The sequence below is a fragment of the Curtobacterium sp. YR515 genome (genome assembly GCF_900113095.1).
Taxonomy (GTDB): Bacteria; Actinomycetota; Actinomycetes; order Actinomycetales; family Microbacteriaceae; genus Curtobacterium.
On the sequence record NZ_FOOD01000007.1, the window covers coordinates 107,750 to 134,424 of the forward strand.

The 26,675-nt window shown below is 72.9% G+C and carries 27 protein-coding genes; 9 read left to right on the plus strand and 18 right to left on the minus strand.

Annotated features, from left to right (window positions below):
- Positions 1 to 29 precede the first annotated feature (29 nt).
- Genes BM028_RS17820 through BM028_RS17845 form a run of 6 tightly spaced genes read right to left on the minus strand, consistent with a single transcriptional unit; the run spans position 30 to position 7,574 of the window.
- Entirely contained in the window at positions 30 to 1,682 is a 1,653-nt protein-coding gene (locus BM028_RS17820) for an amidase (protein ID WP_092388494.1), read from the minus strand.
- A complete protein-coding gene (locus BM028_RS17825; protein ID WP_092388497.1) occupies positions 1,679 to 2,587 on the minus strand; it encodes a carbon-nitrogen hydrolase family protein in 909 nt (302 codons plus the stop codon). The genes BM028_RS17820 and BM028_RS17825 overlap by 4 nt, the downstream gene beginning before the upstream one ends.
- Complete coding sequence (gene rutA / locus BM028_RS17830) at positions 2,584 to 3,696, minus strand: pyrimidine utilization protein A (RefSeq protein ID WP_070418017.1); 1,113 nt, start codon at positions 3,694 to 3,696, stop codon at positions 2,584 to 2,586. The genes BM028_RS17825 and rutA overlap by 4 nt, the downstream gene beginning before the upstream one ends.
- 31 nt (positions 3,697 to 3,727) lie before the next feature.
- A complete protein-coding gene (locus tag BM028_RS17835) occupies positions 3,728 to 4,765 on the minus strand; it encodes an ABC transporter permease (protein WP_092388500.1) in 1,038 nt (345 codons plus the stop codon).
- Positions 4,765 to 6,396, minus strand: a complete 1,632-nt coding sequence (locus tag BM028_RS17840; protein WP_092388503.1) for a sugar ABC transporter ATP-binding protein — start codon at positions 6,394 to 6,396, stop codon at positions 4,765 to 4,767. Before BM028_RS17840 ends, BM028_RS17835 begins: the two co-directional genes overlap by 1 nt.
- Positions 6,393 to 7,574, minus strand: coding sequence for a sugar ABC transporter substrate-binding protein (locus BM028_RS17845; RefSeq protein ID WP_070418020.1), 1,182 nt, complete (start codon positions 7,572 to 7,574; stop codon positions 6,393 to 6,395). Before BM028_RS17845 ends, BM028_RS17840 begins: the two co-directional genes overlap by 4 nt.
- Positions 7,575 to 8,215: 641 nt before the next feature.
- Between BM028_RS17845 and BM028_RS17850 the strand changes: the two genes are divergently transcribed.
- Both BM028_RS17850 and BM028_RS17855 read left to right on the plus strand, forming a co-directional pair.
- Complete coding sequence (locus tag BM028_RS17850; protein WP_092388506.1) at positions 8,216 to 8,731, plus strand: NADPH-dependent FMN reductase; 516 nt, start codon at positions 8,216 to 8,218, stop codon at positions 8,729 to 8,731.
- Positions 8,728 to 9,231 (plus strand): flavin reductase family protein, encoded by a 504-nt coding sequence (locus BM028_RS17855; RefSeq protein WP_070418022.1) that lies wholly within the window; start codon positions 8,728 to 8,730, stop codon positions 9,229 to 9,231. The genes BM028_RS17850 and BM028_RS17855 overlap by 4 nt, the downstream gene beginning before the upstream one ends.
- Positions 9,232 to 9,315: 84 nt before the next feature.
- Here BM028_RS17855 and BM028_RS17860 read toward each other — a convergent pair whose 3' ends face one another.
- From BM028_RS17860 to BM028_RS17875, 4 genes are all read right to left on the minus strand, one after another.
- Entirely contained in the window at positions 9,316 to 10,392 is a 1,077-nt protein-coding gene (locus BM028_RS17860; RefSeq protein ID WP_070418023.1) for an ABC transporter permease, read from the minus strand.
- Positions 10,389 to 11,270, minus strand: coding sequence for an ABC transporter ATP-binding protein (locus BM028_RS17865; protein ID WP_070418024.1), 882 nt, complete (start codon positions 11,268 to 11,270; stop codon positions 10,389 to 10,391). Before BM028_RS17865 ends, BM028_RS17860 begins: the two co-directional genes overlap by 4 nt.
- Before the next feature lie 137 nt (positions 11,271 to 11,407).
- Positions 11,408 to 12,088, minus strand: a complete 681-nt coding sequence (locus BM028_RS17870) for a response regulator (RefSeq protein WP_071295732.1) — start codon at positions 12,086 to 12,088, stop codon at positions 11,408 to 11,410.
- A complete protein-coding gene (locus BM028_RS17875) occupies positions 12,070 to 13,335 on the minus strand; it encodes a sensor histidine kinase (RefSeq protein ID WP_092388509.1) in 1,266 nt (421 codons plus the stop codon). The genes BM028_RS17870 and BM028_RS17875 overlap by 19 nt, the downstream gene beginning before the upstream one ends.
- 64 nt (positions 13,336 to 13,399) lie before the next feature.
- On the opposite strand from BM028_RS17875, the gene BM028_RS17880 reads away from it, so the two are divergent.
- Positions 13,400 to 13,738: a YciI family protein gene (locus BM028_RS17880; RefSeq protein ID WP_083414001.1), complete on the plus strand. Its 339-nt coding sequence runs from the start codon at positions 13,400 to 13,402 to the stop codon at positions 13,736 to 13,738.
- On the opposite strand, the gene BM028_RS17885 is transcribed toward BM028_RS17880, so the two are convergent.
- Positions 13,644 to 14,855, minus strand: a complete 1,212-nt coding sequence (locus tag BM028_RS17885) for an MFS transporter (protein WP_175496126.1) — start codon at positions 14,853 to 14,855, stop codon at positions 13,644 to 13,646. The two genes, BM028_RS17880 and BM028_RS17885, sit on opposite strands and share 95 nt — an antisense overlap.
- Positions 14,856 to 14,908: 53 nt before the next feature.
- Between BM028_RS17885 and BM028_RS17890 the strand changes: the two genes are divergently transcribed.
- Both BM028_RS17890 and BM028_RS17895 read left to right on the plus strand, forming a co-directional pair.
- A complete protein-coding gene (locus BM028_RS17890; RefSeq protein WP_092388515.1) occupies positions 14,909 to 15,499 on the plus strand; it encodes a TetR/AcrR family transcriptional regulator in 591 nt (196 codons plus the stop codon).
- A 117-nt stretch (positions 15,500 to 15,616) separates the two neighbouring features.
- Positions 15,617 to 16,510: an alpha/beta hydrolase gene (locus tag BM028_RS17895; protein ID WP_092388518.1), complete on the plus strand. Its 894-nt coding sequence runs from the start codon at positions 15,617 to 15,619 to the stop codon at positions 16,508 to 16,510.
- 212 nt (positions 16,511 to 16,722) lie between these two features.
- Here the strand turns inward: BM028_RS17895 and BM028_RS17900 are convergent, their stop codons facing one another.
- Entirely contained in the window at positions 16,723 to 17,205 is a 483-nt protein-coding gene (locus BM028_RS17900; protein WP_092388521.1) for an ATP-dependent zinc protease family protein, read from the minus strand.
- A gap of 64 nt (positions 17,206 to 17,269) precedes the next feature.
- Here BM028_RS17900 and rimK point away from each other — a divergent pair, with 64 nt between their 5' ends.
- From rimK to BM028_RS17920, 4 genes are all read left to right on the plus strand, one after another.
- Positions 17,270 to 18,463: a 30S ribosomal protein S6--L-glutamate ligase gene (gene rimK / locus BM028_RS17905; protein ID WP_070418032.1), complete on the plus strand. Its 1,194-nt coding sequence runs from the start codon at positions 17,270 to 17,272 to the stop codon at positions 18,461 to 18,463.
- Positions 18,464 to 18,552: 89 nt separating this feature from the next.
- The gene (locus BM028_RS17910) at positions 18,553 to 19,626 is read left to right on the plus strand and encodes a 3-oxoacyl-ACP synthase III (RefSeq protein ID WP_070419407.1); all 1,074 of its coding nucleotides are present in this window, start codon (positions 18,553 to 18,555) and stop codon (positions 19,624 to 19,626) included.
- Positions 19,623 to 22,337 (plus strand): alpha/beta fold hydrolase, encoded by a 2,715-nt coding sequence (locus tag BM028_RS17915; protein WP_092388524.1) that lies wholly within the window; start codon positions 19,623 to 19,625, stop codon positions 22,335 to 22,337. Before BM028_RS17910 ends, BM028_RS17915 begins: the two co-directional genes overlap by 4 nt.
- Complete coding sequence (locus BM028_RS17920) at positions 22,334 to 23,320, plus strand: NAD-dependent epimerase/dehydratase family protein (protein ID WP_092388574.1); 987 nt, start codon at positions 22,334 to 22,336, stop codon at positions 23,318 to 23,320. Before BM028_RS17915 ends, BM028_RS17920 begins: the two co-directional genes overlap by 4 nt.
- Here BM028_RS17920 and BM028_RS18835 read toward each other — a convergent pair.
- From BM028_RS18835 to BM028_RS18660, 6 genes are all read right to left on the minus strand, one after another.
- Positions 23,296 to 23,943 carry a gamma-glutamylcyclotransferase family protein gene (locus tag BM028_RS18835; protein ID WP_254803988.1) on the minus strand — a complete coding sequence of 216 codons (648 nt, stop codon included), beginning with the start codon at positions 23,941 to 23,943 and terminating at the stop codon, positions 23,296 to 23,298. The genes BM028_RS17920 and BM028_RS18835 overlap by 25 nt on opposite strands.
- Before the next feature lie 75 nt (positions 23,944 to 24,018).
- Positions 24,019 to 24,204 (minus strand): hypothetical protein, encoded by a 186-nt coding sequence (locus tag BM028_RS17930; RefSeq protein ID WP_070418034.1) that lies wholly within the window; start codon positions 24,202 to 24,204, stop codon positions 24,019 to 24,021.
- 38 nt (positions 24,205 to 24,242) lie between these two features.
- A complete protein-coding gene (locus tag BM028_RS17935; protein WP_070418035.1) occupies positions 24,243 to 24,659 on the minus strand; it encodes an MFS transporter permease in 417 nt (138 codons plus the stop codon).
- Positions 24,656 to 25,783: an Asp23/Gls24 family envelope stress response protein gene (locus BM028_RS17940; protein WP_092388527.1), complete on the minus strand. Its 1,128-nt coding sequence runs from the start codon at positions 25,781 to 25,783 to the stop codon at positions 24,656 to 24,658. The genes BM028_RS17935 and BM028_RS17940 overlap by 4 nt, the downstream gene beginning before the upstream one ends.
- Positions 25,784 to 25,858: 75 nt before the next feature.
- Positions 25,859 to 26,032: a CsbD family protein gene (locus BM028_RS17945; RefSeq protein WP_070418037.1), complete on the minus strand. Its 174-nt coding sequence runs from the start codon at positions 26,030 to 26,032 to the stop codon at positions 25,859 to 25,861.
- An 87-nt stretch (positions 26,033 to 26,119) separates the two neighbouring features.
- A partial coding sequence (locus tag BM028_RS18660; protein ID WP_092388530.1) for a hypothetical protein occupies positions 26,120 to 26,675 on the minus strand: 556 nt, incomplete at its 5' end.

Below are 26,675 nucleotides of genomic sequence, written 5' to 3' on the forward strand. Positions count from 1 at the left end.
GGCGGGCGCCGTCCTCGTCCGTGGTGCGGTTACTGATCGGTCGACCCTCTCGTGGCGGATGCCGGCGGCACCCGGTGGTGGTGGTCGGTGACCTCCTGGAACGCGGCGGCGGCGGACAGGACGAGTCGGTCGTCCCAGGGGCGTGCGACGAGCTGCACGCCGACCGGCAGACCGTCCGGCGCGGTCCCGGCGGGCATCATGAGCGCCGGGAAGCCGACGTAGTCGAAGACCCGGGTGTTCCGGGGGATCACGTCGTGCAGGTTGTACGGCACGCCGTCGACCGTCATGGTGAGGTCGTCGAGTCGGGGCGCCGTGGCACCGATCCCCGGCGTGAGGACGACGTCGACCCCGGCCTCGTCCATCCGTGCGACCATCGCGGCCTGCACGAGCGGACGACGTCGGAGGGACCGGAGGTAGTCCGCGGCCGTCGGTGTGAACGCGACGTCGAACCGCGCACGGGTGCCGGCGTCGAACAGGTCGGCGGTGGCGGCGTTGGCCTCCTGGTTGGCCGCGAGTTCGCCGTAGAAGACGGTCCAGCACTCGGCGTCGATCGCCTCGAGGTCGTCGAACTCGATCGGCACGATCTCGGCCCCGAGTGCCGCGAACCGGTCGACCGCGGCCGCGTGCGCGTCGAGCACCGCACGGTCCACCCGCTCGGTGAACCAGACCCGGGGCACGCCGATGCGCATCCCCGCGATCCGTCCCGGCGCCGCCTCGACGAGCGGGACCGCGGTGTGCGTCGTGGGGTCGTGCCCGTCGCCACCGGCGATCACGGCGAGCACGAGCGCGAGGTCCTCGGCGGTGCGGGCCATCGGTCCGACGTGGTCGAGCGTCCACGACAGGCTCGCGACGCCCGTGCGCGGGACGAGGCCGTACGTCGGCTTGATGCCGGTCGTCCCGCACAGCGCCGACGGCACCCGGATCGATCCGCCGGTGTCCGACCCGAGCGCGAGCGGGACGATGCGTGCGGCGAGGGCGGAACCGGAGCCGGTCGACGACCCGCCCGTCCAGCGCTCGGGGTCCCACGGGTTCCGCACGGCGCCGTACCGGGCATTGTGCGGGCCGCCGCAGGCGAACTCGGTCGTCGCGGCCGTGAACACCGGGATCCCCCCGGCAGCACGGAGCCGTGCGACCACGGTGGCGTCGGCGGGGGCCACGCGGTCCCCGGTCTGCAGCGAGCCGCTCGTGACGACGGTCCCCGCGACGTCGATGATGTCCTTCACCGCGAACGGCACGCCCTCGAGCGCACGGGCCTCGCCCGCGGCCCAGCGCCGGGTCGACTCGGCCGCTGCCTGCTCGGCGCCGTCGACCAGGCGGAGGACGGCGTCGGACCACACGTCGTCGCTCGTCCAGTGCGGGGCGAGGGCTTCGACGACGGCGGTGGGGGTGGTGGAGCCGTCGCGGTAGGCCGCGAGGAGCTCGGTGACGCTCGCCGCTGCGGGGTCGGACGCCGTCGCGGCCGTGGAGTCCGCCCCCGGAGTGAGGGCGACCGCCGGTGCCGCGGGGGCCGGTGCCGCGTCGACCGTCGCCGCGAGGAGCCGGGCGAACAGCGCGTGGCTGTGGCTCGGCTCCGCCGGCAGGGACGACGGGGCGGCCGGGAGCGGGTTCGCGCGGCTGTCGTGCAGCGCCTGCTCGAGCTGGGGCGCGATCGTCCCGCGCACGACGGCGAACACGTCCGTCACGCCGGCACCGCCGCGGCGTGGGCGTCCGCGAGGTAGCGGAACACCCCGGGCTGCCGGTCCCGGCCGAGCGGGAAGTCGTCGCGTGCCGCGGCCACCTCGGCGACGTCGAGCGTCGCCCGGACGATCGGGCCGGCCTCGTGCGCCGGGGCGGAGACCACGAGCTCGCCGCGGGGCGACACGACCGACGAGCGGCCGAAGTAGCTCACGGTCTTGCCGTCCACGGTCTCCTCGCCGCCGCGGTTCGGGGCGACGACCCAGGTCTGCGTCTCGAGGGCGCGCACCTGCAGCTCCTGCGTGAAGAGCGTCTCGCGGAACCCCATCGAGGAGACGAGTACGAGCATCACCTCGGCACCCGCGGCCCGTGACGCGAGCCAGTACTCGGGGAAGCTCCGGTCGTAGCAGATGAGCATGCCGAAGCGGGTGCCGAGCGCGTCGAACACGACCGGCCCCGAGCCCGGCGCGAAGTAGTGCTTCTCGTCGACGTCGGAGATCGCGTTCGTCGGGATCGACGTCTTCCGGTACGCCGGCACGCGGTCGCCGTGCACGTCGGTGCCGTGGACGAGGGTGCCGTCGGCGTCGATGAGCACCGCGCTGTTGTACTGCGCGTCGCCGGCGTCCTCGTAGAGGCCGAAGACGACCGCCGTGCCGAGTCGTCGCGCGGCCTCGGCGAACCGCGCCGTCGCCGGACCGGGCACGGGCTGCGCCCAGGCCTTGCGGCTGTCGTTCCGGACGCCGCAGAAGTAGGGCGTGGTGGTGAGCTCGGGGAAGACGACGAGGTCGGCGCCCTCGGCGGCCTGCTCGAACAGCGCGATGAGGCCGTCGAGCGCGGCGTCGCCGTCGGCGGAGATCTGCCCGGCCTGGACGACCGCGACCTCGAGGGTCGGCGCCGTGCTGCCGGCCGTCATGCGGTGACCGCGCTCGGGGTGACGGCGGGCGCCGACGACACGACGCCCTCGCGGGTGCGCATGAGCGGCTGGATGCGGGTGCCGAAGTCGTCCATGCCCTGCAGGAAGTCGTCGAACACGAGCATGATGCCCTTGGTGCCCGCGACGTCGGCGGCCTCGTCGAGCATCGCCGCGACGTGCTCGTAGGAGCCGACGAGCGTGCCCATGTTCATGTTCACGGCACCCTCCGGCAGCGAGATCCGCTTCGCGGTGTTGCCGTCCTCGCCGTTCGTGTCGGTGAGCGCCTGCCCGGTCATCCAGGCGATGGCCTCGACGTCCACGCCGTCGCTGTACCGCTGCCACTTCTCCTGCGCGGCCTCGTCGGTCTCGTCGGCGATGACCATGAACAGCACGTAGGAGCCGACGTCCCGCCCGGTCTTCTCCCGCGCGGCGAGGAGCGCCTCGTTCTGCTCGGCGTACGCGGTCGGGGTGTTCACGCCGACGCCCATCGAGAAGTTGTAGTCCGAGTACTCCGCGGCGAACGCCATGCCCTGCGAGGACTGCCCGGCCGAGACGATCGGGATGTGCGACGTCGGCTTCGGCAGCATCCGGCAGTCGTCCATCTGGAAGTACTCGCCCTGGAAGTTGCTGACGCCGTCCTCCCACAGCTCCTTCATGACCTGCATGTACTCGGTCTGGTACGCGTACCGACGCTTGAAGTGCACCTCGTCGCCCGGCCAGAGCCCCATCTGGTCGTACTCCGCCTTCTGCCACCCGGCGACGAGGTTCAGCCCGAAGCGGCCGTGCGAGATCGAGTCGACCGTGGCGGCCATGCGTGCGGCGATCGCCGGCGGGATCGTGAGGACGGCCGTGGTGGCGAACAGGCGGATGCGCTCCGTCCGGGCAGCGAGGCCGGCCATCAGGGTGAAGGACTCGAGGTTCTCGTCCCAGAACCCGCTCGGGCCGCCGAAGCCGCGCAGCTTGATCATCGACAGGGCGAAGTCGAAGCCGTACGACTCGGCCTTCTGCACGATCTCGAGGTTGAGGTCGAACGAGGGCTTGTACTGCGGCGAGGTGGTGGAGATGAGCCAGCCGTTGCTGCCGATCGGGATGAAGACTCCGATGTCCATGGGGGACTCGCTTTCTGTGTGTGGAGGAGGGTCAGGACTGCTTCGCGGCGGCCTTGGCGGCGCTCGCGACGGAGTGCCGTCGGATCGTCTGGGAGACCGCGACGGCGACGATGAGCGCACCGCCGTAGAAGAGCTGCTGGACGAAGTTGTCGGCGCCGAGCATCTGGAGCCCGACGACGCCGGAGAACAGGAAGTAGACGGCGATGAAGGTGCCGATGGCGTTGAAGCGCCCGGGGATGATCGCGGTGGCCCCGAGGTAGCAGGCGGCGAACGCGGGGAGCAGGAACGACTGTCCGCTCGAGGGGTCCGCCCCGCCGAGCGTGCCGGCGTAGACGACCCCGGCCACCGCGGCGGTGAGGCCCGCGCCGACGAACGCGCCGACGCGGAGCCGGCGGACGTTCAGGCCGGAGAGCTCGGCGACCGTACGACCGGTGCCCACGAACAGCAGCCGTCGACCGACCGGCGTGGCACTGAGGACGATGAGGACGACCACGCTGGCGATCAGGCCGTAGACGAACGCCAGGGGCAGCCCGGCGAGCCCGCGCCACCCGACGGTCGCCTGGACGAGCGCCGGGTCGATGCCGGTCACCGACGAGGACGCGCTCATCCACTGGATGATCCCGATCATGAAGGTCGACGTGCCGAGCGTCACGATGAACGAGTCGATCCGGAACGCGACCGTGAGCAGGCCGTTCACCAGGCCGACGACCACGCCGATCGCCAGGCCGACCAGGATCGCCGGCAGCAGCGGGATGTCCATCTTGGCGTTGAGGACGGCGATCGTCATGGCGGAGAGCGACATCGTCGAGGCGCCGGACAGGTCGAACTCACCCGCGGTCAGGGGGAACAGGAAGCCGAGCGCCAGGATGAGCAGCACCGACTGGGACCCGAGGATGTTCTGCAGGTTCCCCAGGGTCGGGTAGGTGTCGGGGAGCGCGATGCTGAACGCGATCACGATGACGAGCCAGGCGCCGAGCAGGGCGTAGCGCTCGGTGTGCCCCCACGAGAAGCGCGGGCGGGTGGGGCGGACGATCGACGTCTCGAGGGCGGGTTCGGCGGTGGTGGACATCAGGCGGTCTCCTTGACGGGGGAGGAGTCGGGGGAGGAGGGAGCGGGATCGACGAGGCTGGCGACGACGGCCGCCGCGATGACGTCGCGGTCGATCCGGTCGCCGGTGAGCACGTCGTGGACGCGGCCGTGGGCAAGGACCACGACCCGGTCGCACATCTGGGCGAGCTGGTCGTAGTCGGTCGAGGCGCAGACGATCGAGACGCCCTGGTCGGCGGTCCGGCGGAGCATCGAGAAGATCGCCGCACGAGCGCCGACGTCGATGCCCTGCGTCGGCTCCTGGAGCAGCACGAGCCGCGGGTCGTCCTGCATCCACTTCGCGAGGACGGCCTTCTGCTGGTTGCCGCCGGAGAGCGTGCCGAAGAGCGCGGAGGGGTCGGTGGGACGGACGTCCCAGTCGCGGACGAGGCCCTCGACGTGCGACCGCTCCCGTGCAGGCGACAGCCCGAGCAGTCCGCGGAGCTTCCCGAGGACGGGCAGGGTCACGTTCTGCTCGACGGACAGGGTCAGGGCACCGCCCTCGCGCTTGCGGTCGGCGGGGACGTAGACGACCCCGCCGGCGATCGAGGTCGCCGGGCTGGTGGCGCCGAGGTCGACCGTGGCGTCCCGGACCGTGAGGGTCCCGGTCGCCGCGCGGGCGCCGTACAGGCCTGGAAGCACGTCCTCGACGCCCGAGCCGGCGAGCCCGGTGATGCCGACGACCTCGCCGTCCGCGACGTCGAACGAGAGCCCGTCGACGACACCGGCCCGGAGGTCCCGGACCGTCACGACCGCGTCGCCCGTGGTGGCGGGGCGGGCACTGCGTGCGGCCGCGCCGTCGAGCCCGCGTCCGACGATGAGCGAGACGAGCTCGTCCGCGGTCGTGGTCGCGGTGTCCCGGTGCGCCTGGACCCGACCGGCCCGGAGGACCGTGACGCGGTCGGCGTGCTCGAGGACCTCGGACATGTCGTGCGACACGAGGAGGGCCGACGTGCGGCCGTCGGACACGAGGTCCTTGACGACGCGGAAGAGCAGGTCCGCGTCCTCCTTCGGCAGGAACACGGTCGGTTCGTCGAGGACGATGAGCGCCCGGTCGTCGCCCAGCTCGGCGACGGCCCGCAGGATCGCGACGAGCGCCTTCTGCGTGTCGGTCAGTTCCTCGATCCGGGCCCGCGGGTCGATGTCCACGCCGTAGCGGGCGAAGAGCTCCGCGGCCGCCCGGTGCTCGGCGCCCCAGCGGACGAACGGACCGCGGCCGGCGACGACGGTGGCGAGCCGGAGGTTCTCGGTCACCCCGAGCGACGGCACGAGGGCCAGGTCCTGGTGCACGAAGCTGATGCCGACGCGGCGGAAGTACCCGGGAGGCACCGGCAGCGGGAGCCGGGAGCCGCGGACCTCGATCGTCGCTCCCGGGTCCGGCGCGTAGGTGCCGGACAGGATCTTGATGAGGGTCGACTTGCCGGAACCGTTCTCGCCGAGCAGCGCGTGCACCTGGCCCGGACGGACCTCGAGTTCGACGTCGTCGAGCGCGGTCAGTCCGCCGAACCGCTTGGTGAGCCCGCTGATCCGCAGGACCGGCGCGGTGGTCGCACCGGCCTCGACGACCGCAGTGGACGCTGCGGGGCTGCGCCGTGCCTCCCGGGTGACGCTCACTTCGCCGGACCCCAGATCTCCTCGTACCCGGTCTTGTACGCGTCGCCGTAGCCCTTGCTCGGCGCGGGCGGGGTACCGGCCTCGTCGACGTTGTCCTTCGTGAACACCTTGAGCGGGGTCTGCTCGTCGCCGTCCTCGATGATCGGGGTGTCGGTCAGGACGCGACCGGCCTGGTCGAGCGTGGCGTAGGCGAGCCACTCCATGTTCTCGCCGATGTCCATCGTCATGACGTTGCCCTCCTGCAGGATCTTCATCACCGCGGGCGTCCCGTTGTACGAGGACGTGAAGACCTGGCCGGTCTTGCCGGCCGCCGTCACCCCGGCCTCGACGAAGAGCGCCATGGAGTCGTACACGGGCAGGACGTAGTCGAGGTTCGGGTCGGACTGGATCGCGGACTGGACGGTCGACGAGATCTTCGTCGCCCAGTCGGCGACCGGCACGTTCGTCACCTTCACCTTGCAGCCCGAGCAGTACTCGTCGAACTCCTCCTGCATCGCCTTGACGATGCCGTCCGACGGCGGGACCTCCGACGAGGTGATGATGAGCACGTCACCCGCGCCCTTCGTCTCCTTGATGGCCCAGTCGGCGTTGAGCTTCGCGGCCTCGTGGAAGGGCGCGGTCACCTGGGCGGCGACGAGGTCCTGCAGCTGGTCGGGGAGCGCCTCACCCGTCTGGTACGTGTGGCTGATGAGCACCGGGATGCCGGCGGCCTTCGCACGCTTGAGCGCCGGGACGATGAGCTCGCCGTTGACGCCCTGCGCGAGGACGATGATGTCGGCCTTCCGGCTGATCGCCTGGTCGATGCCGGCGGACTGCTCGGTCGGCGTGCCCTGGTTCGTGTACTCGATCCACTTCGCGCCGTACTCCTCGGCGAGCTGCTGCCCGGCCTCGTCGACGGACACGATGAACGGCACGGCGGACGAGTTCGGGATGTTGAAGATCGTCTTGCCCGCGATCTTCGACATGTCGAACGGCTTGCCCTCGAAGGTGAACTCCGGGTCGACGCTCGCCGCCGTGATCTGGCTGGTGGCGTGCTCGACCCCGGCGGAGTCGTCGGACGAGTCGGTCGAGGCCGTCGAGGTGGCGGAGCAGGCGGACAGGAACAGCACACCGCTGAGTGCGGCGGCCAGGAGCGCGGGACGTGCGAGCCGCGTTCGGGTGGGTGCGGGGGACGACATCGGTCGAGGACCTCCAGGACGTGGTGCGGGGACGGGTGACGGGTGCGGGTGCTGCCGGTGCTGCGGGTACGCCGAACACCCCGCGGCGCGGGGTGGGCGTGACGACGAGGGGCGTCGGTCACTTCGGGGTGTGGGAGAGCGCTCCGCCGGGGGCGATGCGTCGGGGATGACGGGGCCGCTCCGGTGGGGCTGATGCGAATGTAACGGGCTGCGGGCCGCCAGCGGGTGCCCGGCGGTAACGGTCCTGTTAGGCGTTTGTTTCGCCGGTGTTAGGCCACCGGCGCCACAGCGTCGACGAGCCGCCGTGCCGCGCCGTTCCGGGGCGGGCGATCCCGCCACCCCACCCCGGAGCGGTGCGGATCCGCGCGTCCGTGCGGCGGCGCCGCCCGGGCGAAACACCCCGGAAGCAATCGCGCCGACTTCCGGTAACGCGTCTCTCACAAGTCGGCGGTCGGCCGAGCGGACCCCGCTGGCGGAATGCGACGGACCCGCCCGGAGCGGCACCCGCTGACCAGGGCATTCCCCGCCGTGGCATCCGGCGCCCCCTGGCGTAACCCACCCGATACGGGCGCGCCACGGAGGCGAAACGAACGGCGGATGGACTGCAGTCGCACACCGTCCCCGACCGCAGGAGCAGATCGATGATCACCACCGTCGTCGCCGGCAACCCCAAGCCGGCATCGCGGACGCTCGACGCGGCCACGGTCGTGCTCGAACGCCTCACCGGTCGGGCACCCGACCACGACGTCGACGTGATCGACCTCGGCCCGGGCCTGCTCGGCTGGGGCGACGACGAGGTGTCGGAAGCGGTGCGCACCGTCGCCGCGTCCGACCTCGTCGTCGTCGCCTCGCCGACGTTCAAGGCGACGTACACCGGCGTCCTCAAGCTCTTCCTCGACCAGTTCGCCACCGGGGACGGCCTCGCCGGTGTCGTCGCCGTCCCGCTCATGCTCGGCGCCGGCCCCGCGCACGCCCTCGCCCCCGAGGTCTTCCTCAAGCCCGTGCTCGTCGAGCTCGGTGCGACCGTCCCGGCTCCGGCCCTGTACCTCAACGACAAGCAGTACTCCGAGCCCGCATCGACCGAGGTCTGGCTCGCCCGGTGGCGCGACGTCGTCCTCGGCGCGACCGCGAGCCTCCAGGAAGGAACCCGCTCATGATCAGCCCCTACTCGCCCGAGGCCCCCGACCTCGGTGCCCTCCGTCAGGCGTTCTCCGGCTTCCCCTGCGGGGTCGCGGCGCTCGCCGCCGTCGTCGACGACGAGCCCACGGTGCTGGTCGCCTCGTCCTTCACCGTGGGGGTGTCGCAGGACCCGCCGCTCGTGATGTTCGCGGTGCAGCACACGTCGTCGACGTGGCCGGTGCTGCGTGCGGCCGGCACGATCGGGGTCTCGATCCTCGGCGAGGGGCACGCGCAGGTCACCCGGCAGCTCGCGTCGAAGGACAAGTCGGTCCGGTTCGTCGGGGTCGACACGACGGTGTCCGAGTCGGGGTCGGTCTTCCTCGAGGGGGCTCCGATCTGGCTCGAGTGCGCCGTCGAGCACACCTACCCCGCGGGTGACCACGACATCGTCGTGCTCCGGGTCCTCGGGCTCATGTCGGACTTCGCGCACAGCCCGCTGGTCTGGCACCGGTCCGCCTTCGCGACGCTGAGCGCCTGAGCGCGCTGACGCAGGGACGGGAGGCGCGGTGCGGGTGAGCAGATCCGCTCACCCGCACCGCGCCTCCCGTCCGGTCCTGCGGCGTCAGCCGCGCAGTGCCTCCGTCAGCTTCACCCGGCTGCCGGTGCGCAGCAGCGCGTTCTCGTAGATCCGGGCGCCGACGACCACGACGAGCACGACCGAGACCGCCACGATGACGAGGGACAGGATCGGCTCCCACCACTCGGCGGTCCCGAGGAAGATCCGCATCGGCATCCCGATCGGCGCACTGAACGGCACGTAGGACATCACGCCGAGGATCGTCGGGTTGTTGTAGGCGACGATGATGAGGATGTACGGGATCATCACGAGCATCATCACGGGGGTGGTGACGCTGCCGACGTCCTCCTGACGGGAGACGAGCACCGCGGCCGCCGCGAACAGCGAGGCGATGAGCACGAAGCCGATCGCGAAGAACCCGACGAACCAGAGCATGCTCGGGCCGAGCACCGTGAACATGTTGTCCTGCCCGGTGACCGCGAGCGTCACCGCCGCCGCGATCGCCACCGCGACGATCTGCGCGAAGGCCATCACGCTGTTGCCGAGGACCTTGCCGGCCAGGAGCGCCCGGGCCGGGATCGCCGCCATCAGGATCTCGACGACGCGGGTGGACTTCTCCTCGACGACGCTCTGCGCGATCGACTGACCGAAGGTCACGGCGGACGCGAAGTACACGACGCCGAAGGCCAGCGCCACGATGTAGATCAGGCCGCCGGGGATCGCGTTCGGGTCGAGCAGCTCGATGCGGGGGGAGACGCTCAGCGCCTGGACGACGTCGGTCGGGGCGTCGTCGAGCCCCACGACCTTGTAGCCGAGCGGGTCGTCGGACGGCAGGACCGCCGCGTCGACGTCACCGTTCTCGACGAGTCGTTCGGCGGCGGCAGCGGTCGGAGCCTCGGTGACGTCGAGCCCCTTGCTCGTCGGCAGGCTGACCCCGTCGACGACCGCGACCGGGGTGGTGTCGCCCGCCGTGGCCTTGCCGACGATGCCGCCGACGACGATCGACGCGACGACCATGAGGATGAGGATGCAGGCGGACACGACGAACGCCTTGCTGCGGACGCGGGCCTGGATCTCGCGCGCGGCGACGAGCCGCACGGACTGGACGAACGAGCCGTTCATCGGACGACCTCCCGGAAGACCTCGCTGAGCCGCGGGACACGCGGCGAGAACGACCCGACGGTGCCGTGCTGGACGGCCCGCTGCAGGACGCGCTGCGCGGTGGCGTCGTCGGCCTCGAACACGGCGTACCCGCCGTCGAACTCGCGGACGGTGACGCCCGGTTCGTCGCGGAGCCAGGCGACGTCACCGTCGACGAGGAGCTCCCACGCGGCGGGGCCGGCCTGCTTCCGCAGTTCGTCCTGCGGGCCGGCGGCGCGGATCGTGCCCCCGGCGATCACCACGACGTCGTCGCAGAGCCGCTCGACGACGTCCAGCTGGTGGCTCGAGAACAGCACGGGCACGCCGCCCGCCGCTGCCTCGCGCAGGACGGCGAGCACGACGTCGACGGCCATCGGGTCGAGGCCGGAGAACGGCTCGTCGAGCACGAGGACCTCGGGGTCGTGGGCGAGCGCGGCGGCGACCTGCACGCGCTGCTGGTTGCCGAGGGACAGCTTCTCGACGGCGTCGGTGGCGTGCGGCGCCAGGCCGAGCCGGTCGAGCAGGTCGGTGGTGCGGCTCGCCGCGGTGCGCTTGTCGACGCCGTGCAGCCGGGCGAAGTACGTGATCTGCTCGGCGACCGGCATCTTCGGGTAGAGCCCGCGCTCCTCCGGCATGTAGCCGAAGCGGCGACGGTCGGCCGGGCCGATCGTGGTGCCGTCGATGGACACGGTGCCGGCGTCGGCCTGGAGCACGCCGAGCAGGATCCGCATCGTGGTGGTCTTGCCGGCGCCGTTGCCGCCGACGAACCCGGTCAGGCGTCCGTCGCCGACCGTGAACGTCACGTCGTCGAGCACGCGGCGGTCGCCGTACTGCTTGGTCACCCCGTCGATGGTGAGCATGTCGTTCCCCTCTCGCGGCGGTTCGCTCCGCCTGCGTCGACGCTATTGCGCGGGGTGCGACGGGCGCCTCCGGCTGGCGACGGGGATCGGGGCGCCGCGGGGTCCGCCGCGTGGGGGAGCCCGGGTCGGACGGGGGTCTAGGCGGGGGTTCCGGCCACGCCGTGCTCGAAGGCCCAGACGACCGCCTGGATGCGGTCGCGCAGTCCGAGCTTCTGGAGGACGTTCGACACGTGGGTCTTCACAGTCGCCTCACCGACCCACAGCTCCGTCGCGATCTCGGCGTTGCTCAGCCCGCGGGCGAGCAGCCGGAGGACCTCGGTCTCACGCTCGGTCAGCCCTGCCGTGACGACCGCCTCGTCGCCGTCCGGTGCCGCGGGCGCCCCGGACCCGGCGGTCGCGCGGCTGATCACCCGGCGGGTCACGTCCGGGGCGAGCAGCGCGTCGCCGGCCGCCACGGTGCGGACGGCATCGATCAGCCGCTCGGGGGAGGCGTTCTTCAGCAGGAACCCGCTCGCCCCGGCCTCGAGCGCCTGGAAGAGGGCGTCGTCGTGGTCGAAGGTCGTCAGGACGAGCACGGCCGGTGGCTCCGGGAGCGCGGCGATCCGACGCGCCGCCTCGAGCCCGTCGACGTTCGGCATCTGGACGTCGAGGCACACCACGTCCGGTCGGAGCGTCCGCACGGCCTCGACCGCCTCGGCGCCGTCAGCGGCCTCGCCGACGACCCGGAACCCCGGCTCGGACTCGAGGATGACGCGGAAGCCGGCCCGGACGAGGTCCTGGTCGTCCGCGAGCACGATGGTCAGGTCGTCGGCAGCCATGCCCGCACCAGCCAGCCTCCCCGGGCGCGCGGCCCGATCTCGATCCGTCCGCCCACCGCGGCGACGCGTTCGCGCATCCCCACGTGGCCGAGTCCGCTGCCCGCAGTGTTCCGCGGTGCTCGGTCGCCGTGTCCGTCGTCGGTGACCTCGACCTCGACGCCGTCGTCGAGGTACCGCACCCGGACGTCCGCCCGGGCCGTCGGGCCGGCGTGCTTGAGGACGTTCGTCACGGCCTCTTGCGCGATCCGGTAGGCGACCGCCGAGACCGTGGGCGGGACGTCGCGGACGCTGCCGACCACGACGTACTCGGTCGGGTGCCCCGCGGTCCGGGCCGAGTCGGCGAGCTCGCCGATCCGGCCGAGCCCCTCGGTGCTCGGAGCGGCGCGGACGTCGTCGCCGCCGTCCCCGTCGGCACGGAGGGTGCCGAGCATCCGGCGGAGCTCCTCGACGGCGGTCCGGGCACTCTGCTCGACCACGCCGAGCGACGCCGTCGCCTGCTCGGGGTCGTGGCCGATCACGCGTCGAGCCGCGCCGGCCTGCACCCCCATGAGCGACACGTGGTGCGCCACGACGTCGTGGAGTTCGCGGGCGATGCGCACGCGCTCGATCGTCACCGCCTGGGCAGCGCTCCGCTCGCGTTCGGCGGCGAGCTCGGCGGTGCGGAGGTCGAGCTCGTGCTTCGCCACCGCCGACGCCCAGGCCCGGTTGCCGGCGTACCAGGCGGCGCCGAAGTAGATGACGTTGATCACGATGTTGAGCAGCGAGAGTGCGATGTACGGCGGGATGAGGCCGCCGTCGTCGTTCGGCAGCGCGTTCGGCACCGCCCAGCCGAAGGCGATCGCGACGAACAGCCAGGCGAACATGCCGCCGATGACCACCCAGCGCACGACCTCGGCGCGCACACGGTCCGAGCACCACGCACCGACCGTGTACAGGGCGATGAACAGCGTGAAGTTCACGAGGAAGACCTCGGGCACGTGCAGGATCTGCGTCGCCGCGAAGGCCAGCGCCGAGACGACCGCCATCGTCATCGGCCAGCGGCGGCGGAACGCGACCGGTGCGGCGTTCGCCACGACGAGCAGTGCCGAGACCCACCACGCTGCCTGGTCGTCGCCGTAGGTCCCGGCCGACCCGTAGAGCATCGTCGTGATCGCCAGTCCGGCGCCGAGGACGAGTGCGAGGAGGGCGTCCTGGCGGAACTCGCGGCGCCCCACCGGCAGCCGTGACCACTCCGCGGTCGTCCCCATGGTCACCACGGTAGCGGGTGCGGTGGTCGGAGTAGCCTGCCGCCAATCGAACAGGGGAGGCACCATGCAGTTCCTCGTCAACGTCATCGACGACGGGCAGGCCGAGGCCGCCGGTCGGACCGAGTCCGCGACACGGACCGAGGCGGACGCGGTCGACGCGCTCAACGAGCGGCTCGGCGACGCCGTCGTCTTCGCGGCCGGGGTGTCCGCGCCGTCGGACGCCGTGGTGGTCGACGCCCGTCGCGCCGAGCCGACCACGACCCCGGGGCTCGTCGGGGACCCGACCGAGTTCGTCGCCGGGTTCTGGGTCATGGACCTGCCGGACGCCGAGACCGCGCTGCGGGTCGCGCAGGAGGCGTCGGTGGCGTGCAACCGGAAGATCGAGCTGCGCCCGCTGCTCTGACCCGCGCACCGAGCACGGCACAGGCGGCCGTCACGAGCGCCCCGGCCCCGAACGTGCCGAGCGACCCCAGCGGTTCGACGACCGCTCCGGCCGCCGCGGCACCGCCGGCCTGGCCGAGGACGAGCGCCACGAAGAGCACCGAAGTGCCGGCCGAGGACCGCTCCGGATCGACCTCGGTGGTCCACGCGATCAGGGCCCCGGTCGCCGCCGTGTACCCCCAGCCGAACACGGCGCACGCGACGAGCGCCACGGGCGTCCACTGCGGCACCGTGCCGAGCGCCAGCACACCGAGGGCGACGGCGGCGGTGGTGAGCGTCCACTGCGTCCGGGCACGCAGCCGACTCGTCCACCGGGCGGTCGCCACGACGGTGGCACCGCCCGCGCCGAGCGCGATCCACGCGGACACCGAGACGGCGACCGGTGCGCCGGCGTCGACGAGCACCGAGCGGCCGTACGTCCACACGACCGCCGACCCTGCGCCGAAGAGCAGGGCGAGCACGAGGACCGCACGGTGCGCCGTCCACCACGCCCGGTCCGGGGCCGGTGCTCGCTTCGCGGGGTCCTGCCCGGCCGTCGCCGTCCGGCGGGGCGACCACGAGGACGCGAGCAGGACCACCCCGATGACCAGCGCCGCGATCCCGGACCACGTCCACGCGGTCCGCCAGTCGGGCAGGAGCACGAGCGCGAGCACACCCGCGGCGACGAGGCCGGGGCCCGTCCCGGCGTTCACCACGGCTTGCGCCCGGCCCTGTGCCGGCTGCGGCACGAGGGTCGTCACGAGACTGACGAGTGCGGGCGAGGCCAGTCCCGCGCCCGCCGAACCGACGACCGACGCGATCGCGAACGCCGTGGGATCGCCGGCCGCGGCCATGCCGAGTGCACCACCGCCTGCGACGACGGCTGCGACCGACACGAAGACCCGGGGCACGCGGCCGGCACAGCGGTACCCGACCACGGCGCCGACGCAGTACAGCGCCGAGGCTCCGGACGAGACCCACCCTGCAGCGTCGGCGCGCAGCCCGAGGTCCCGCTGCACGTCGGGCAGGAACAGCCCGTACGCCAGCCGGACCAGGCCGTACGTCGCGGCGATCAGGCTGAGGCCGCTCCCGAGGAACACCGACTGTCGTAACGAAAACGATCGTTTCACTTTTGAGAGCCTAGGGTGCTCTCATGGCGATGCGTCCAGGAACCGAGCAGAAGCTGCTCGACGCCGCCGAGGAGCTCTTCTTCACCCAGGGCATCGCCGCGACGCCGATCGACGCCGTCCTCGAGCGCGCGGGGATCTCGAGCGCCACGCTCTACCGCGGGTACGCCAGCAAGGAGTCGCTCGTCGCCGCGGCACTGGCCCGTCGACACGACGACTGGCTCGCCACGTGGGACCGGGCCGTCGACGCCGCCGATGACGACCGCGGCCGACTGCTCGCGGTGTTCGACGCTCTCGACGACTACCGCTCCACGCCGTCGGGGTCGCGGTGGTGCGCGTTCCTCGGCACGGCGGCCGAGTACGTCGACGCCCCGTCCGACGTCCGCGCGGTCCTCGACCGCGAGACGGACACCCTGCGGCGACGCCTGACCGAGTCGGCCGAGCCCCTGGTCGGCGCGCACGCCGGGGCACTCGCAGAGCAGCTGCTGCTCCTCGTCTCGGGGTACCTCGCGATGCGCCTTCGCGAATCGGGCCTCGGGACCGCTACCGCGCGTGCCGTCGCCGACGCGCTCCTCGGATCGGCGGAGCGACCGGTTCCTGCGCGACTTCACACCTGACGTCCGCGTGTACCCGAGGCGCTCCGGTACCCGACTCGGTAGCTTGCCCGGTGTGCAGCGGATCTCCTCGACCCTCGTGATGACGCGTGTGACCTCGGACGGCATCGTCCCCCTCGCATGACCAGCTCGCGCGCGGCCCGGATCACCCGCCGCTCCCTCCTCGCCGGCGGCGCCGCGGTCGTCGTGGCCGGTGCCGCTGCCGAGGCCGTGAACCTCCGGCTGCTCCCCGGCCGCTCGACGATGTACCGCGTGCTCGGCCTCGACGGACCGGCGGGCACCGTCCCCGACGTCACGCCGGTGCCGACGGTGTCCGGGTCGTTCACGTCCCGCGCTCGGAAGGGCCTCGAGGTCGGCTGGACGATCGCCGCGCCGCACTCCGACGGGCCCCTGCCGATCGCGGTCGCCCTGCACGGCTACGGCGACGACCACGCGGACTTCTTCGGCTCCCACCTCGGCTACGACCGGTTCCTCGCCGCGCACGTCGCCGCGGGCGGAGCGCCGTTCGCGATCGCCGCGATCGACGGCGGCAACCGCTACTGGCACCGCCGCGCGGACGGTGACGACCCCGCCGCGATGGTCGTCGACGAGTTCCTGCCGCTGCTCGCCCGCCGCGGGTTCGACACCGCGCGGCTCGCGTTCACCGGCTACTCGATGGGCGGCTACGGCGCGCTCCACCTCGCCGGCGTGCTCGGCTCGGCGCGGGTGCGTGCGGTGTCCGCGATCAGCCCCGCGCTGTGGCGGTCGGCGGGGGAGACGGCACGTGGCGCCTTCGACGACCCCGCGGACTTCGCCGCGAACACGGTGCTCGGCCGACAGTCCTCGCTCGACGGCGTCGCGGTCCGCGTCGACTGCGGCACCGGCGACGGGTTCGAGCCCGCCGTCCGCGCGTACGTCGACGGCTTCGCGACCGCACCGGCCGGCGGGTTCGAGCCGGGCGGGCACACCACCGCCTACTGGCGGCGGCTCGCGCCGCAGCAGCTGCGGTTCCTGGGTCGGCACCTGCAGGCCTGACCCGCGCCGACGGCGGCCTGGAGGCGCGGGTCGGCCCCGCACCGTCCCTCCAGTCCGTCGGCTGGTCGAGCCGATTGACGTTCCCGGTCTCGTCGGTGACCGTTCCGGTTCACGATCCCCGGGATCCGCGAACCGGAACGGTCACCGCGCGGACGACTTCAGCGGATCCCGCGCGGGCTGCGCACCGCGTCGGCGGCGAGCTCGGCGAGCCGTCAGGCGCGACCGCGGTTGCGGCGGCGGATCTCCTTCGGCGCCCGGCCGGCCATGAACGAGCGAGCCGGGTCGACGAGGAACCCCTGGCGCAGTGCCTCGCGGCCGACGAGCATCCGGAAGCCCATCTGGTCGCGGTTGCTCAGCGTGACCTCGGCCTCGAAGACACGCCCGGCGAGGGACATCTCGGTGAGGACCACGATGCGCTCCTGGGTGTGCCCGGTGGAGCTCCGGACGATGCGCCGGTCGTGCACGTCGCACTCGATCGTGACGGCGTCGGCGTCGGTGTCCTGCCAGGGGTGCACCGAGAAGCGGACCCGGTCGCCGGGGAGTTCCTCGAGGTCGAACGCGTGCAGCGCCGAGCTGCGCGCACCGGTGTCGAGCTTCACCTTGATCCACGGGATGCCGAGGCTCGGCAGGGCCGCCCACTCCCGCCAGCCGGCGACCACGAGACCGCCGTTCGGGGACTTCGGTTCTCGGGCCATGTGCCCATCCTGTCGCATGCTTGGATGGAGCGTCGCCGTCGATACCAACCCCGGAGCCTCCCCGATGAAACTCGCCATCCTGTCGCGTGCGCCGCACGCGTACTCGACGGAGCGCCTCCGGGCCGCCGCGATCGACCGCGGGCACGAGGTGAAGGTGCTCAACACGCTCCGGTTCGCGATCGACCTGACCGGCGACGACCCCGACCTGCAGTACCGCGGCAAGCTCCTGTCCGACTACGACGCCGTGCTGCCGCGCATCGGGAACTCGATCACCTACTACGGCACCGCAGTGGTCCGGCAGTTCGAGCAGATGGACGTCTACACGCCGAACACCGCCAACGGGATCACGAACTCGCGCGACAAGCTGCGGGCGAACCAGATCCTCTCGCGGCACGACATCGGCATGCCCGCGACGACGTTCGTGAACGGCCGCGCCGACGTCCGCGGGGCGATCGAGCGCGTCGGCGGAGCGCCCGTCGTGATCAAGCTGCTCGAGGGCACGCAGGGCATCGGCGTGATCCTCGCTCCCGAGGCGAAGGTCGCCGAGTCGATCGTCGAGACCCTGCACTCCACGAAGCAGAACGTGCTCATCCAGAGCTTCATCTCGGAGAGCCGCGGCAAGGACATCCGCGCGCTCGTCGTCGGTGACCGGGTGGTCGCGGCGATGCGGCGGAGCGCCTCCGGCGACGAGTTCCGGTCGAACGTGCACCGCGGCGGGACGGTCGAGAAGGTCACGCTGACGCCCGAGTACGAAGAGGCCGCCGTCCGCTCGGCGCAGATCATGGGCCTGCGGGTCGCCGGCGTGGACATGCTCGAGGGCAACGACGGGCCGCTCGTGATGGAGGTCAACTCCTCCCCGGGGCTCGAGGGCATCGAGCGCGCCACCGGCCTCGACATCGCCGGCGCGATCATCGACTTCATCGCGAACCAGGTGGCCTTCCCCGAGATCGACGTCCGGCAGCGGCTCTCCGTCTCGACCGGCTACGGCGTCGCCGAGCTGCTCGTGCACACGAACGCCGACCTCGTCGGGAAGACCATCAAGGAGTCCGGTCTCTGGGACCGCGACATCACCGTCCTGACGCTGCACCGCGGCTCGGGCGTCATCCCGAACCCGCGCAGCGGCGTGGCCCTCGAGCCCGGCGACCGCCTGCTCTGCTTCGGCAAGCTCGAGGAGATGCGCTCGATGATCCCCGAGCGCCGGAAGCGCCGCGCGAAGGTGCGCAAGCTGCCCAAGGAGCCGCGTCAGCCCGAGGCGTGAGGCACATCCGGAGTGCACTGTCCCCCGCCTGTCAGCGCATCCGGATCGCGTACCCAGGCCAGATGCGGAAGTATGTGTCGGTGACGATCATGACGGAACGGCCGGTCGACCAGGCGACGAGCACCGAAACGGAGCGGCCCGGCAACGCCACGGCCAAGCACGACAACGTCGCGCTGCTCTCCGTCGCGACGACCGTGGCGGAACGCGTGACCACCTCTGCCGACATCGAGGAGAAGCTCCGCGGGGTGCTGCGACGCCTGCGCCTGCCGATGGGGCTCCTCGAGCGCGTGGCCGGGGTCAAGGAGCGCCGGAACTGGGGCGAGGGCCAGTCCTTCCAGGACGCCGCCATCGACGCCGGACGCCGCGCCATGGCCGAGGCGGGCATCCGCCCCGAGGACGTCGGCCTGCTCATCAACACGTCGGTGACGCGCCCGCACCTCGAGCCATCGGTCGCCGTGCGCCTGCACCACGGGCTCGGCCTGCCGTCGTCCGCGATCAACTTCGACATCGCGAACGCTTGCCTCGGGTTCGTCAACGCGATGAGCGTCGCCGCGGGCATGATCGACTCCGGTCAGATCAAGTACGCACTCGTGGTGGACGGCGAGGACGCCGACCAGGTGCAGCTCAACACCATCGAGCGCCTGAACCAGGGCGGCCGCAACCGCAAGGACTTCATGAGCGAGTTCGCCAGCCTGACGCTCGGGTCCGGCGCCGCCGCGGCCGTGCTCGGTCCGGCGGACATGCACCCGGGCGGCCACCGGATCGTCGGCGGCGTCACCCGCGCGGCGACCCAGTGGTACGACCTCTGCGTCGGCAGCGTCGACGGCATGTTCACCGACGCGAAGATGCTCCTCAAGGGCGGCATGGAACTCGTCGTCGCCGCCTGGAACGAGGCACGCTCCCACTTCGACTGGGCCGACATGGACCGCTACGTGCTCCACCAGGTCTCCGACGTGCACACGAACGCCTTCGTCGAGGCCATCGGCGTCCCGCGCGACAAGGTCCCGACGACGTACGAGCGCTTCGGCAACGTCGGACCGGCGTCGATCCCGATCACCCTCGCGGACGAGGTCGCCCGCGGTGCCATCCGACCCGGCGACCGGGTGTTCCTCGGCGGTGTCGGCTCCGGCATCAACACGGCGATGATGGAACTGCGCTGGTGAGGTCCGGCCTCCCGCGCGTCGCCGCTGCCACGGCTCCGGCGACGCCCCCGCCGCCCCTGCCCGGACTCGACCCCGCCTGGTCGCGCATCGTCACGGTCCCCGCCGCTGTGGATCCAGGAGGCACGGCTCGCCCCGAGCGGTCGTGGCACCTCCTCGACACGGCCGACTCCCTGGCCGCGCTCGGCGTGGAACCCGTCGGCACCCTGCTGTGCGTGCACGGCAACCCGACCTGGTCGTACCTGTGGCGGTCGGTGCTCCGCACCTCGCTCGACGTCGCCGCCGCCGGTGGTCCGGCGTGGCGGGTCGTCGCGGTCGACCAGCTCGGCATGGGCTTCTCGGAGCGCACCGGCGTGCAGCACGGGCTCGCGGACCGCGTGCGGGACCTCGGCGCGCTGACCGACGAACTCGAGCTGTCCGGTCCGGTGGTCACCCTCGGGCACGACTGGGGCGGTGTCGTCTCCCTCGGCTGGGCGGTCGACCACCCGGACCTCGTGGTGGCCGTCACGACGTGCAACACCGCCGTGCACCAGCCCGACGACGCCCCGATCCCCGCACCGCTGCGGCTCGCGCTCCGTCCGGAGCTCCTCGGCCGTGCCACCGTGCTGACGCCGGCGTTCCTCGAGACGACGCTCGCGATCGCCCACCCGCGGCTCGACCGTGCCACCGCCGATGCGTACCGCGCGCCCTACCGCGGGGCGGCTCGTCGCGGGGGCGTCGGCGGGTTCGTGGCCGACATCCCCGTCGACGGCGACCACCCGAGCGCACCGGAGCTCGACCGGATCGCCGCCGGCGTCGCCGCGCTCGAGGTCCCCGCCCTCGTGATGTGGGGGCCGCGCGACCCGGTGTTCCTGGAGCGCTACCTCGACGACCTCGCGGAGCGCCTGCCGCACGCGGACGTCCACCGCTTCGAGGGCGCCGGGCACCTGCTGCCGGACGACGCCGACGTCGCCGGGACGGTCGTCGAGTGGCTCGGTGACCACCTGCCGGACGGGCGCGTGCCCGCGGGGGCCGAGCCGTCCCTCCTGGCCCGCACCCATGACGACGCCGACGTGCGCCGCCCGCTCTGGGCCGCACTCGACGAGCTGCGCGACAGCGACGAGGCCGCGCTCGTCGAGATGGCCGCCGCCGGCGGTCCCCGGACCGTCTCGTGGCGGTTGCTCGCCCGCCGGGTCGACGAGGTCGCGGCCGGACTGGTCGACCTCGGCGTCCGCGCCGGTGACCGCGTCTCGCTCCTCGTCACCCCCGGCGCCGACCTGACCGCCGTCCTGTACGCCAGCGTGCGCATCGGGGCGGTCGTCGTCGTGGCCGATGCCGGGCTCGGCCTGCGCGGCCTGACCCGTGCGGTGCGCGGTGCCCGTCCGGACTGGATCATCGGCGCGCTGCCCGGCCTCGGGGCCGCACGCGCGCTCGGCTGGCCCGGTCGGCGCATCGCGACGGTGTCGTTGCCGGGCCCTGCGCGTCGGGCGCTCCGGGTCGAGCACACGCTCGTCGAGGTCGCACGACGCGGAGCGCAGCGCCTCGCACGGGGCACCGCGCTGCCCGGAGCGCCGTCGTCCGACGCGCCGGCCGCGGTCCTCTTCACGTCCGGGTCGACCGGGCCGGCCAAGGGCGTCGTGTACACGCACGGGCAGCTCGGCGCGGTCCGCGACACCCTCGCGGCGCAGTACGACATCGGCGTCGGCACCGGCCTCGTCGCCGGGTTCGCCCCGTTCGCGCTCCTCGGTCCCGCGCTCGGCGCCCGCTCGGTGGCACCGGACATGGACGTCACCGCGCCCCGGACCCTGACCGCTCGGGCGGTCGCCGACTCGGTCACCGCGGCGGACGCCACCGTCGTGTTCCTGTCACCCGCGGCCGTCGCGAACGTCGTGGCGACCGCCGGTGCACTCACGGCAGCGGACCGTGCGGCGCTCGGTCGCGTGCGGCTGTTCCTGTCGGCCGGTGCACCGGTGTCGGCCGAGCTGCTGACCGCGGCCACCGAGCTCATGCCGAACGCGAGCGCCCACACGCCCTACGGGATGACCGAGGGGCTGCTGATGACCGACGTCGACCTCGACGGCGTGCGCGCCGCGGCCGCCGACGCCCCGGACGAGGACGGCATCTGCGTGGGCCGTCCCGCCACCGGCGTCCGCGTGCGGATCGCCCCGCTCGACGACTCCGGCGAGCCGACCGGTGCGCTCACCGAGGACCCGGGCGTCACGGGCGAGATCATCGTCGCGGCGCCGCACGTCCGCGAGCGGTACGACCGGCTCTGGCGCCAGAACCGGGTGTCGCGGCTCGGTGTGGCGGACCCGCGCGGACACCGCACGGGCGACGTCGGCCACCTCGACGATGCCGGTCGGCTCTGGGTCGAGGGACGCCTGCAGCACGTGCTCACCACGGCGGACGGGGTCGTCACGCCCGTCGGTCCCGAGCAGCGGATCGAGCGCGTCCCCGGTGTCGGCCGCGCCGGGCTCGCCGGCATCGGGCCCCGCGGCACGCAGCAGGCCGTCGCCGTCGTGGAGACGACCGGTGGGCGCCGGACTCGTCGGCCGACGCTCGCCGACCCCGACCTCGCCCGGGCCGTCCGGGCCGCCGCGGGGATCCCCGTCGCCGCGGTGCTGACGGTGCCCGAGCTCCCGACCGACATCCGGCACAACTCGAAGGTCGACCGTGCACGGCTGTCCCGGTGGGCGGCCTCGGTGCTGTCCGGTGGACGGATGGTCCGGCCGTGAGGGTCCTCGTCACCGGTGCGAGCGGGTTCCTCGGGCAGGCGACCGCCGCGGCCGTGCGTGCTGCGGGACACGAGGTCCGGACGTTCCAGCGACGGCCCTCCGGGGTCGAGGGAGTGTCGGACGTGCTCGGCAGCATGACCGACCCCGCAGCCGTGGCCCGGGCCGTCGACGGCATCGAGGCGGTCGTGCACCTCGCCGCCAAGGTCTCGCTCGCCGGCGACCCGGACGACTTCGTCCGCGTGAACGTCGACGGCACCCGGACGCTCCTCGACGCTGCACGTGGCGCCGGGGTCGAGCGGTTCGTGTTCGTCTCCTCGCCCTCGGTCGCGCACACCGGGTCGTCCCTCGTCGGCGCGGACGCCGGACCCGCCGAGCCCGCGCGGGCCCGCGGCGACTACGCCCGCACGAAGGCCGCGGCCGAGCTGCTCGCACTCGCCGCGGACGCTCCCGGGTTCGCCGTCGTCGCCGTCCGCCCGCACCTCGTGTGGGGCCCCGGTGACACGCAGCTCGTCGGCCGGATCGTCGACCGTGCCCGCACGGGGCGCTTGCCGCTGCTCGACTCCGGCGCCGCGCTCATCGACACGCTCTACGTCGACAACGCCGCGTCCGCGATGGTCGCCGCGCTCGACCACGCCGCCGACGACGGGGTGCACGGCACCGCGTACGTCGTGACGAACGGGGAACCCCGGCCCGTCGGGGACCTGCTCGCCGGGATCTGCACCGCGTCCGGGGTCCCGGCGCCGCGGGTGCACGTGCCGGCCGGGGTGGCCCGGTTCGCAGGGTCACTCGTCGAGGCGGTCTGGCGTGTGCGGCCGGGCGAGGACGAGCCGCCCATGACCCGGTTCCTCGCCGAGCAGCTGTCGACGGCGCACTGGTTCGACCAGCGGCGCACCCGTCGTGACCTGCAGTGGACGCCCGCGGTGTCGATCGACGAGGGGCTCGGCCGGCTCGCTGCCGCTCAGGCCTCGTCGGCGGCCACGTAGACCCAGGCCGTCGCGCCCGACCCGAGGGTCACCTCGACGCGTTGGTAGTCGGCGACCTCGTAGTCGTCGACGGCCCGCATCTGCCACTCGTGGCCGAGCGTGAGGGTCGCACCCTCGACGCGGTCCTCCGGGGTGCCCCGGCGCAGGATCGGGTGCCGGTCCGAGCCGCTCGTCCGGATCACGCGGGGGTCGGTGATCGTCACCAAGTCGAGCCGCCAGCCGGGGAGCGAGTCCTCCGTGGTCGGCACCGGCCCGCCGAACAGGGTCTCCTGCACCTCGGGCTGCCGGAGGGTGCCGTACGAGAAGACGAGGTTCACACCGACGTTCGGCGCCGGGCGACGTGGACGTCGGGGAGCGATCGACGGCGCGGACGTCCACACGATCGCCCCCGCGAGTCCGGTCAGGCCGAGGTGGAGCAAGCCGACGACGCCGAGCACACTGCCCCAGATGATGCCCGAGTCGTCGCCGGTGCAGCGGTACTCCGGCCAGGTCTCGTCCGCGCCGAGACATCCGTACCGGTTCGAGAGCCCGACGACCAGGCCGACGAGACCGACGACGAAGCAGAGCAGCGCGAACGCGCCGAGACCGATGACCCATCGCTGGGCAGGGGAGAGACGACGCACGGAGCGACCGTAGCGGACTGGAGGCGCGGTGCACGTGACCCAGATCGGGTCACGTGCACCGCGCCTCCGGTGGTGTCAGTGCTTGGTCGCCTTGGCGATCTTCTTGCCGAGCTTCTTGCGTGCCTTCCGCGAACGCGGGTCGTTCCACAGCTCGCGCGCGGTCTGGGTCTTCGACTTCTTGTTCACGGGGCGGGTGGCGCGCGCGCCGAACCAGAACCCGATGAAGACGATGGCGCCGATGAGGATGATGCGGTTGCGCATGGGGACTCCTTCGATGGTGGTGCGGGCGGCCGAGGACCTCAGCCGGTGAAGCGGTTCCAGAGCTCCGTGACGATGGGCCACACGTCGCCGGCACGGTCCGCCGAACCGACGGCCACCAGGACGACCGGGACCGCGGTCACGGCGATGCTGACCAGGACGGCGAGCACGACGGCGATCGTCGCCGTGGTGGTGTGCCGTCGGGTGAACGCCAGGAGCAGCAGCCCGAGGACCACGACGGCCCCGAGCAGCGCCACGATCGTCACCCGGACGAACGGGAACGGGACGAGTCCGGCGGTGGTGGCGGTGACCCCGCCGAGGAACCCGACGAGGGGGAGGAACGCACCGAGCAGCGTCCCGAGGACCAGGACGACGCCGATGCCGCTCGCGATCCAGACGCCGCGGGGGCGGGGCCGCCGGACCTTCGTCCGGCGGTTGCCCGACCACGCGGTGGTCACGAGCGGTCCTGGCGGTGCCGACCGGCCTGCGCGTCGGTGTCCGACACGACCGGTGCGTCGGTGTCCGACCCGACCGGTGCGTCGTCAGCGGCCGCCTGTGCGGCTGCGTCGGCCGACTCGGCCGCTGCTGCGGCTGCGTCCTCCGCGGCGTCGGCAGCGTCCTCGGCTGCATCGGCAGCCGCAGCGGCACGATCCGCGGGCGCCGCGGACTCGGTGGCAGCAGGCTCGGTCACGGTGTCGACGACGGCGTCACGTGCGCCGGCCGCGGCGTCCTTCGCCGAGTCGGCGGCGTCCGCTGCCAACTCGGAGGAACGGACGAGCGCCTCCGCTGCCGCGTCCCGGACGTTGCCGGTGGTCTCGGCCGCGCTGTCGACGGCACGCTTCGTGGCGTCGGCGGTCGCGTCGGCCGCACGGCGGGTGGCGTCGGCCGTGGCATCGGCTGCCCTGCCGGCCTGCTCGACGGTGGCCTCCGCGGCGTCGCGGGTGGCGTCGGCGGCCTGTCGAGCGACGTCGACCGTTGCCTCGGCGGTGCGCTTCGTCACGTCGGCCGTGGCGGACGCGGCGCGCTTCGTGGCGTCCGCGGTGACCGTCGCGGCCTCCTTGAGCGCCTCACCGGTGGCGTCGGTGGCTCGCTTGGTGGCGTCGGCGGTGGCGGTCGCGGCCTGCTTGACCGCGTCGCCGGTGGCCTCTGCCGCGCGGCCGAGCGGCGACTGCTCGTCGTCGAACGGGCCGTGCACGTCGAGCACGCGGACGTCGACGGACGTCGGGACGTCGGAGACCTGGCGCGTGGCCGCGGTCACCTGCTTGCGGACCTCGTCCGCGACGGCGATCACCGGGTGCGGGTAGCTGACGACGACGGAGACCCGCACGACCAGCGCGCCGTCCTCGTCGTCGACCTGCACCCCAGCGGTGCCGGCGCTGCGGCCGAGCTGCTGCCGGAACTGGTCGGCGGCGCGGGCGGCGATCCCGCCGAGGTGGTGCACGCCGGGGACGCCCAGTGCGGTCTCCGCCGCGGTCCGGGCCACGATCGCCACGGTGCTCGCGTCGTCTGGGAGCGGCTGCGTGAGCTCCGCGGGCAGGGCCACCTCGGTGACCTGTGTGTGCGAATTCGGGTCGTGCTGCATGGTTCCTCCTCGTTCGGTCCGCCGGAACGCGTCGGGGCACTCGACAGGCGAGTGCCCCGACACGGTTCGTGCGTCCTACTTCTTGAAGACGTCCTTGACGTCCTCGCCGGTCTGCTTGACGCTCGCGGCGGCCTGGTCCTTCTGGCCCTCGGCAACCTTCGAGTCGTCGTTCGTGGCCTTGCCGACCGCTTCCTTCGCCTTGCCGGCGAGGTCCTGAGCAGCGTTCTTGATCTTGTCGTCGAGTCCCATGACGGGTCCTTTCTTCGGTCGGGCGCGTGCCCGGTGGGTGGTGGTCTGGTGGGCCGGGAGGCCCGGGTCACGTCCGGCTGACGGCTGTCAGTGGACGCGGGTTGATTTGGCGAGGGTGGAGCGGGTGCCGCCGGTGAGGTGGACGAGGACGGGGATCTGCCGGCCGAGGGTGCGGTCCAGGACGGTGATGGCCTGGTCGACGGCGGTGAGGACGGTGACGGCGTCACCACCACGGCGGACCGCGACGCGGATGCGTGCGGCGCGTTGCCGTCGGACGAGGTACGTGTCGACGCGGGAGCTGATGACGTCGCGGATACCGTCGAGTTCGTGGTCGACGACGTCGCGGACGAGGGCGACGTTGACGGTGACCTGGTCGTCGCCGGAGCGTTCCCGGACGGCGACGGACGTGCCGCCACCACCGCGGGTGAACACCCACACCAACGCCAGCACGATCACCACGGCGCAGACCGCGACGATGATCCACAGCGACGACGACGGCACGCTCAGCCGGTTCGGGAGCGTCACGTAGGGTTCGACGGCGTCGCGGACGGCGGGCAGGACGCCCGCGCCGATGGTGATGCCGACGATGACCGCGACGAGGCCGAGGACGAACAGGATGATCCGGTTCAGGGTCCGGTTGCTC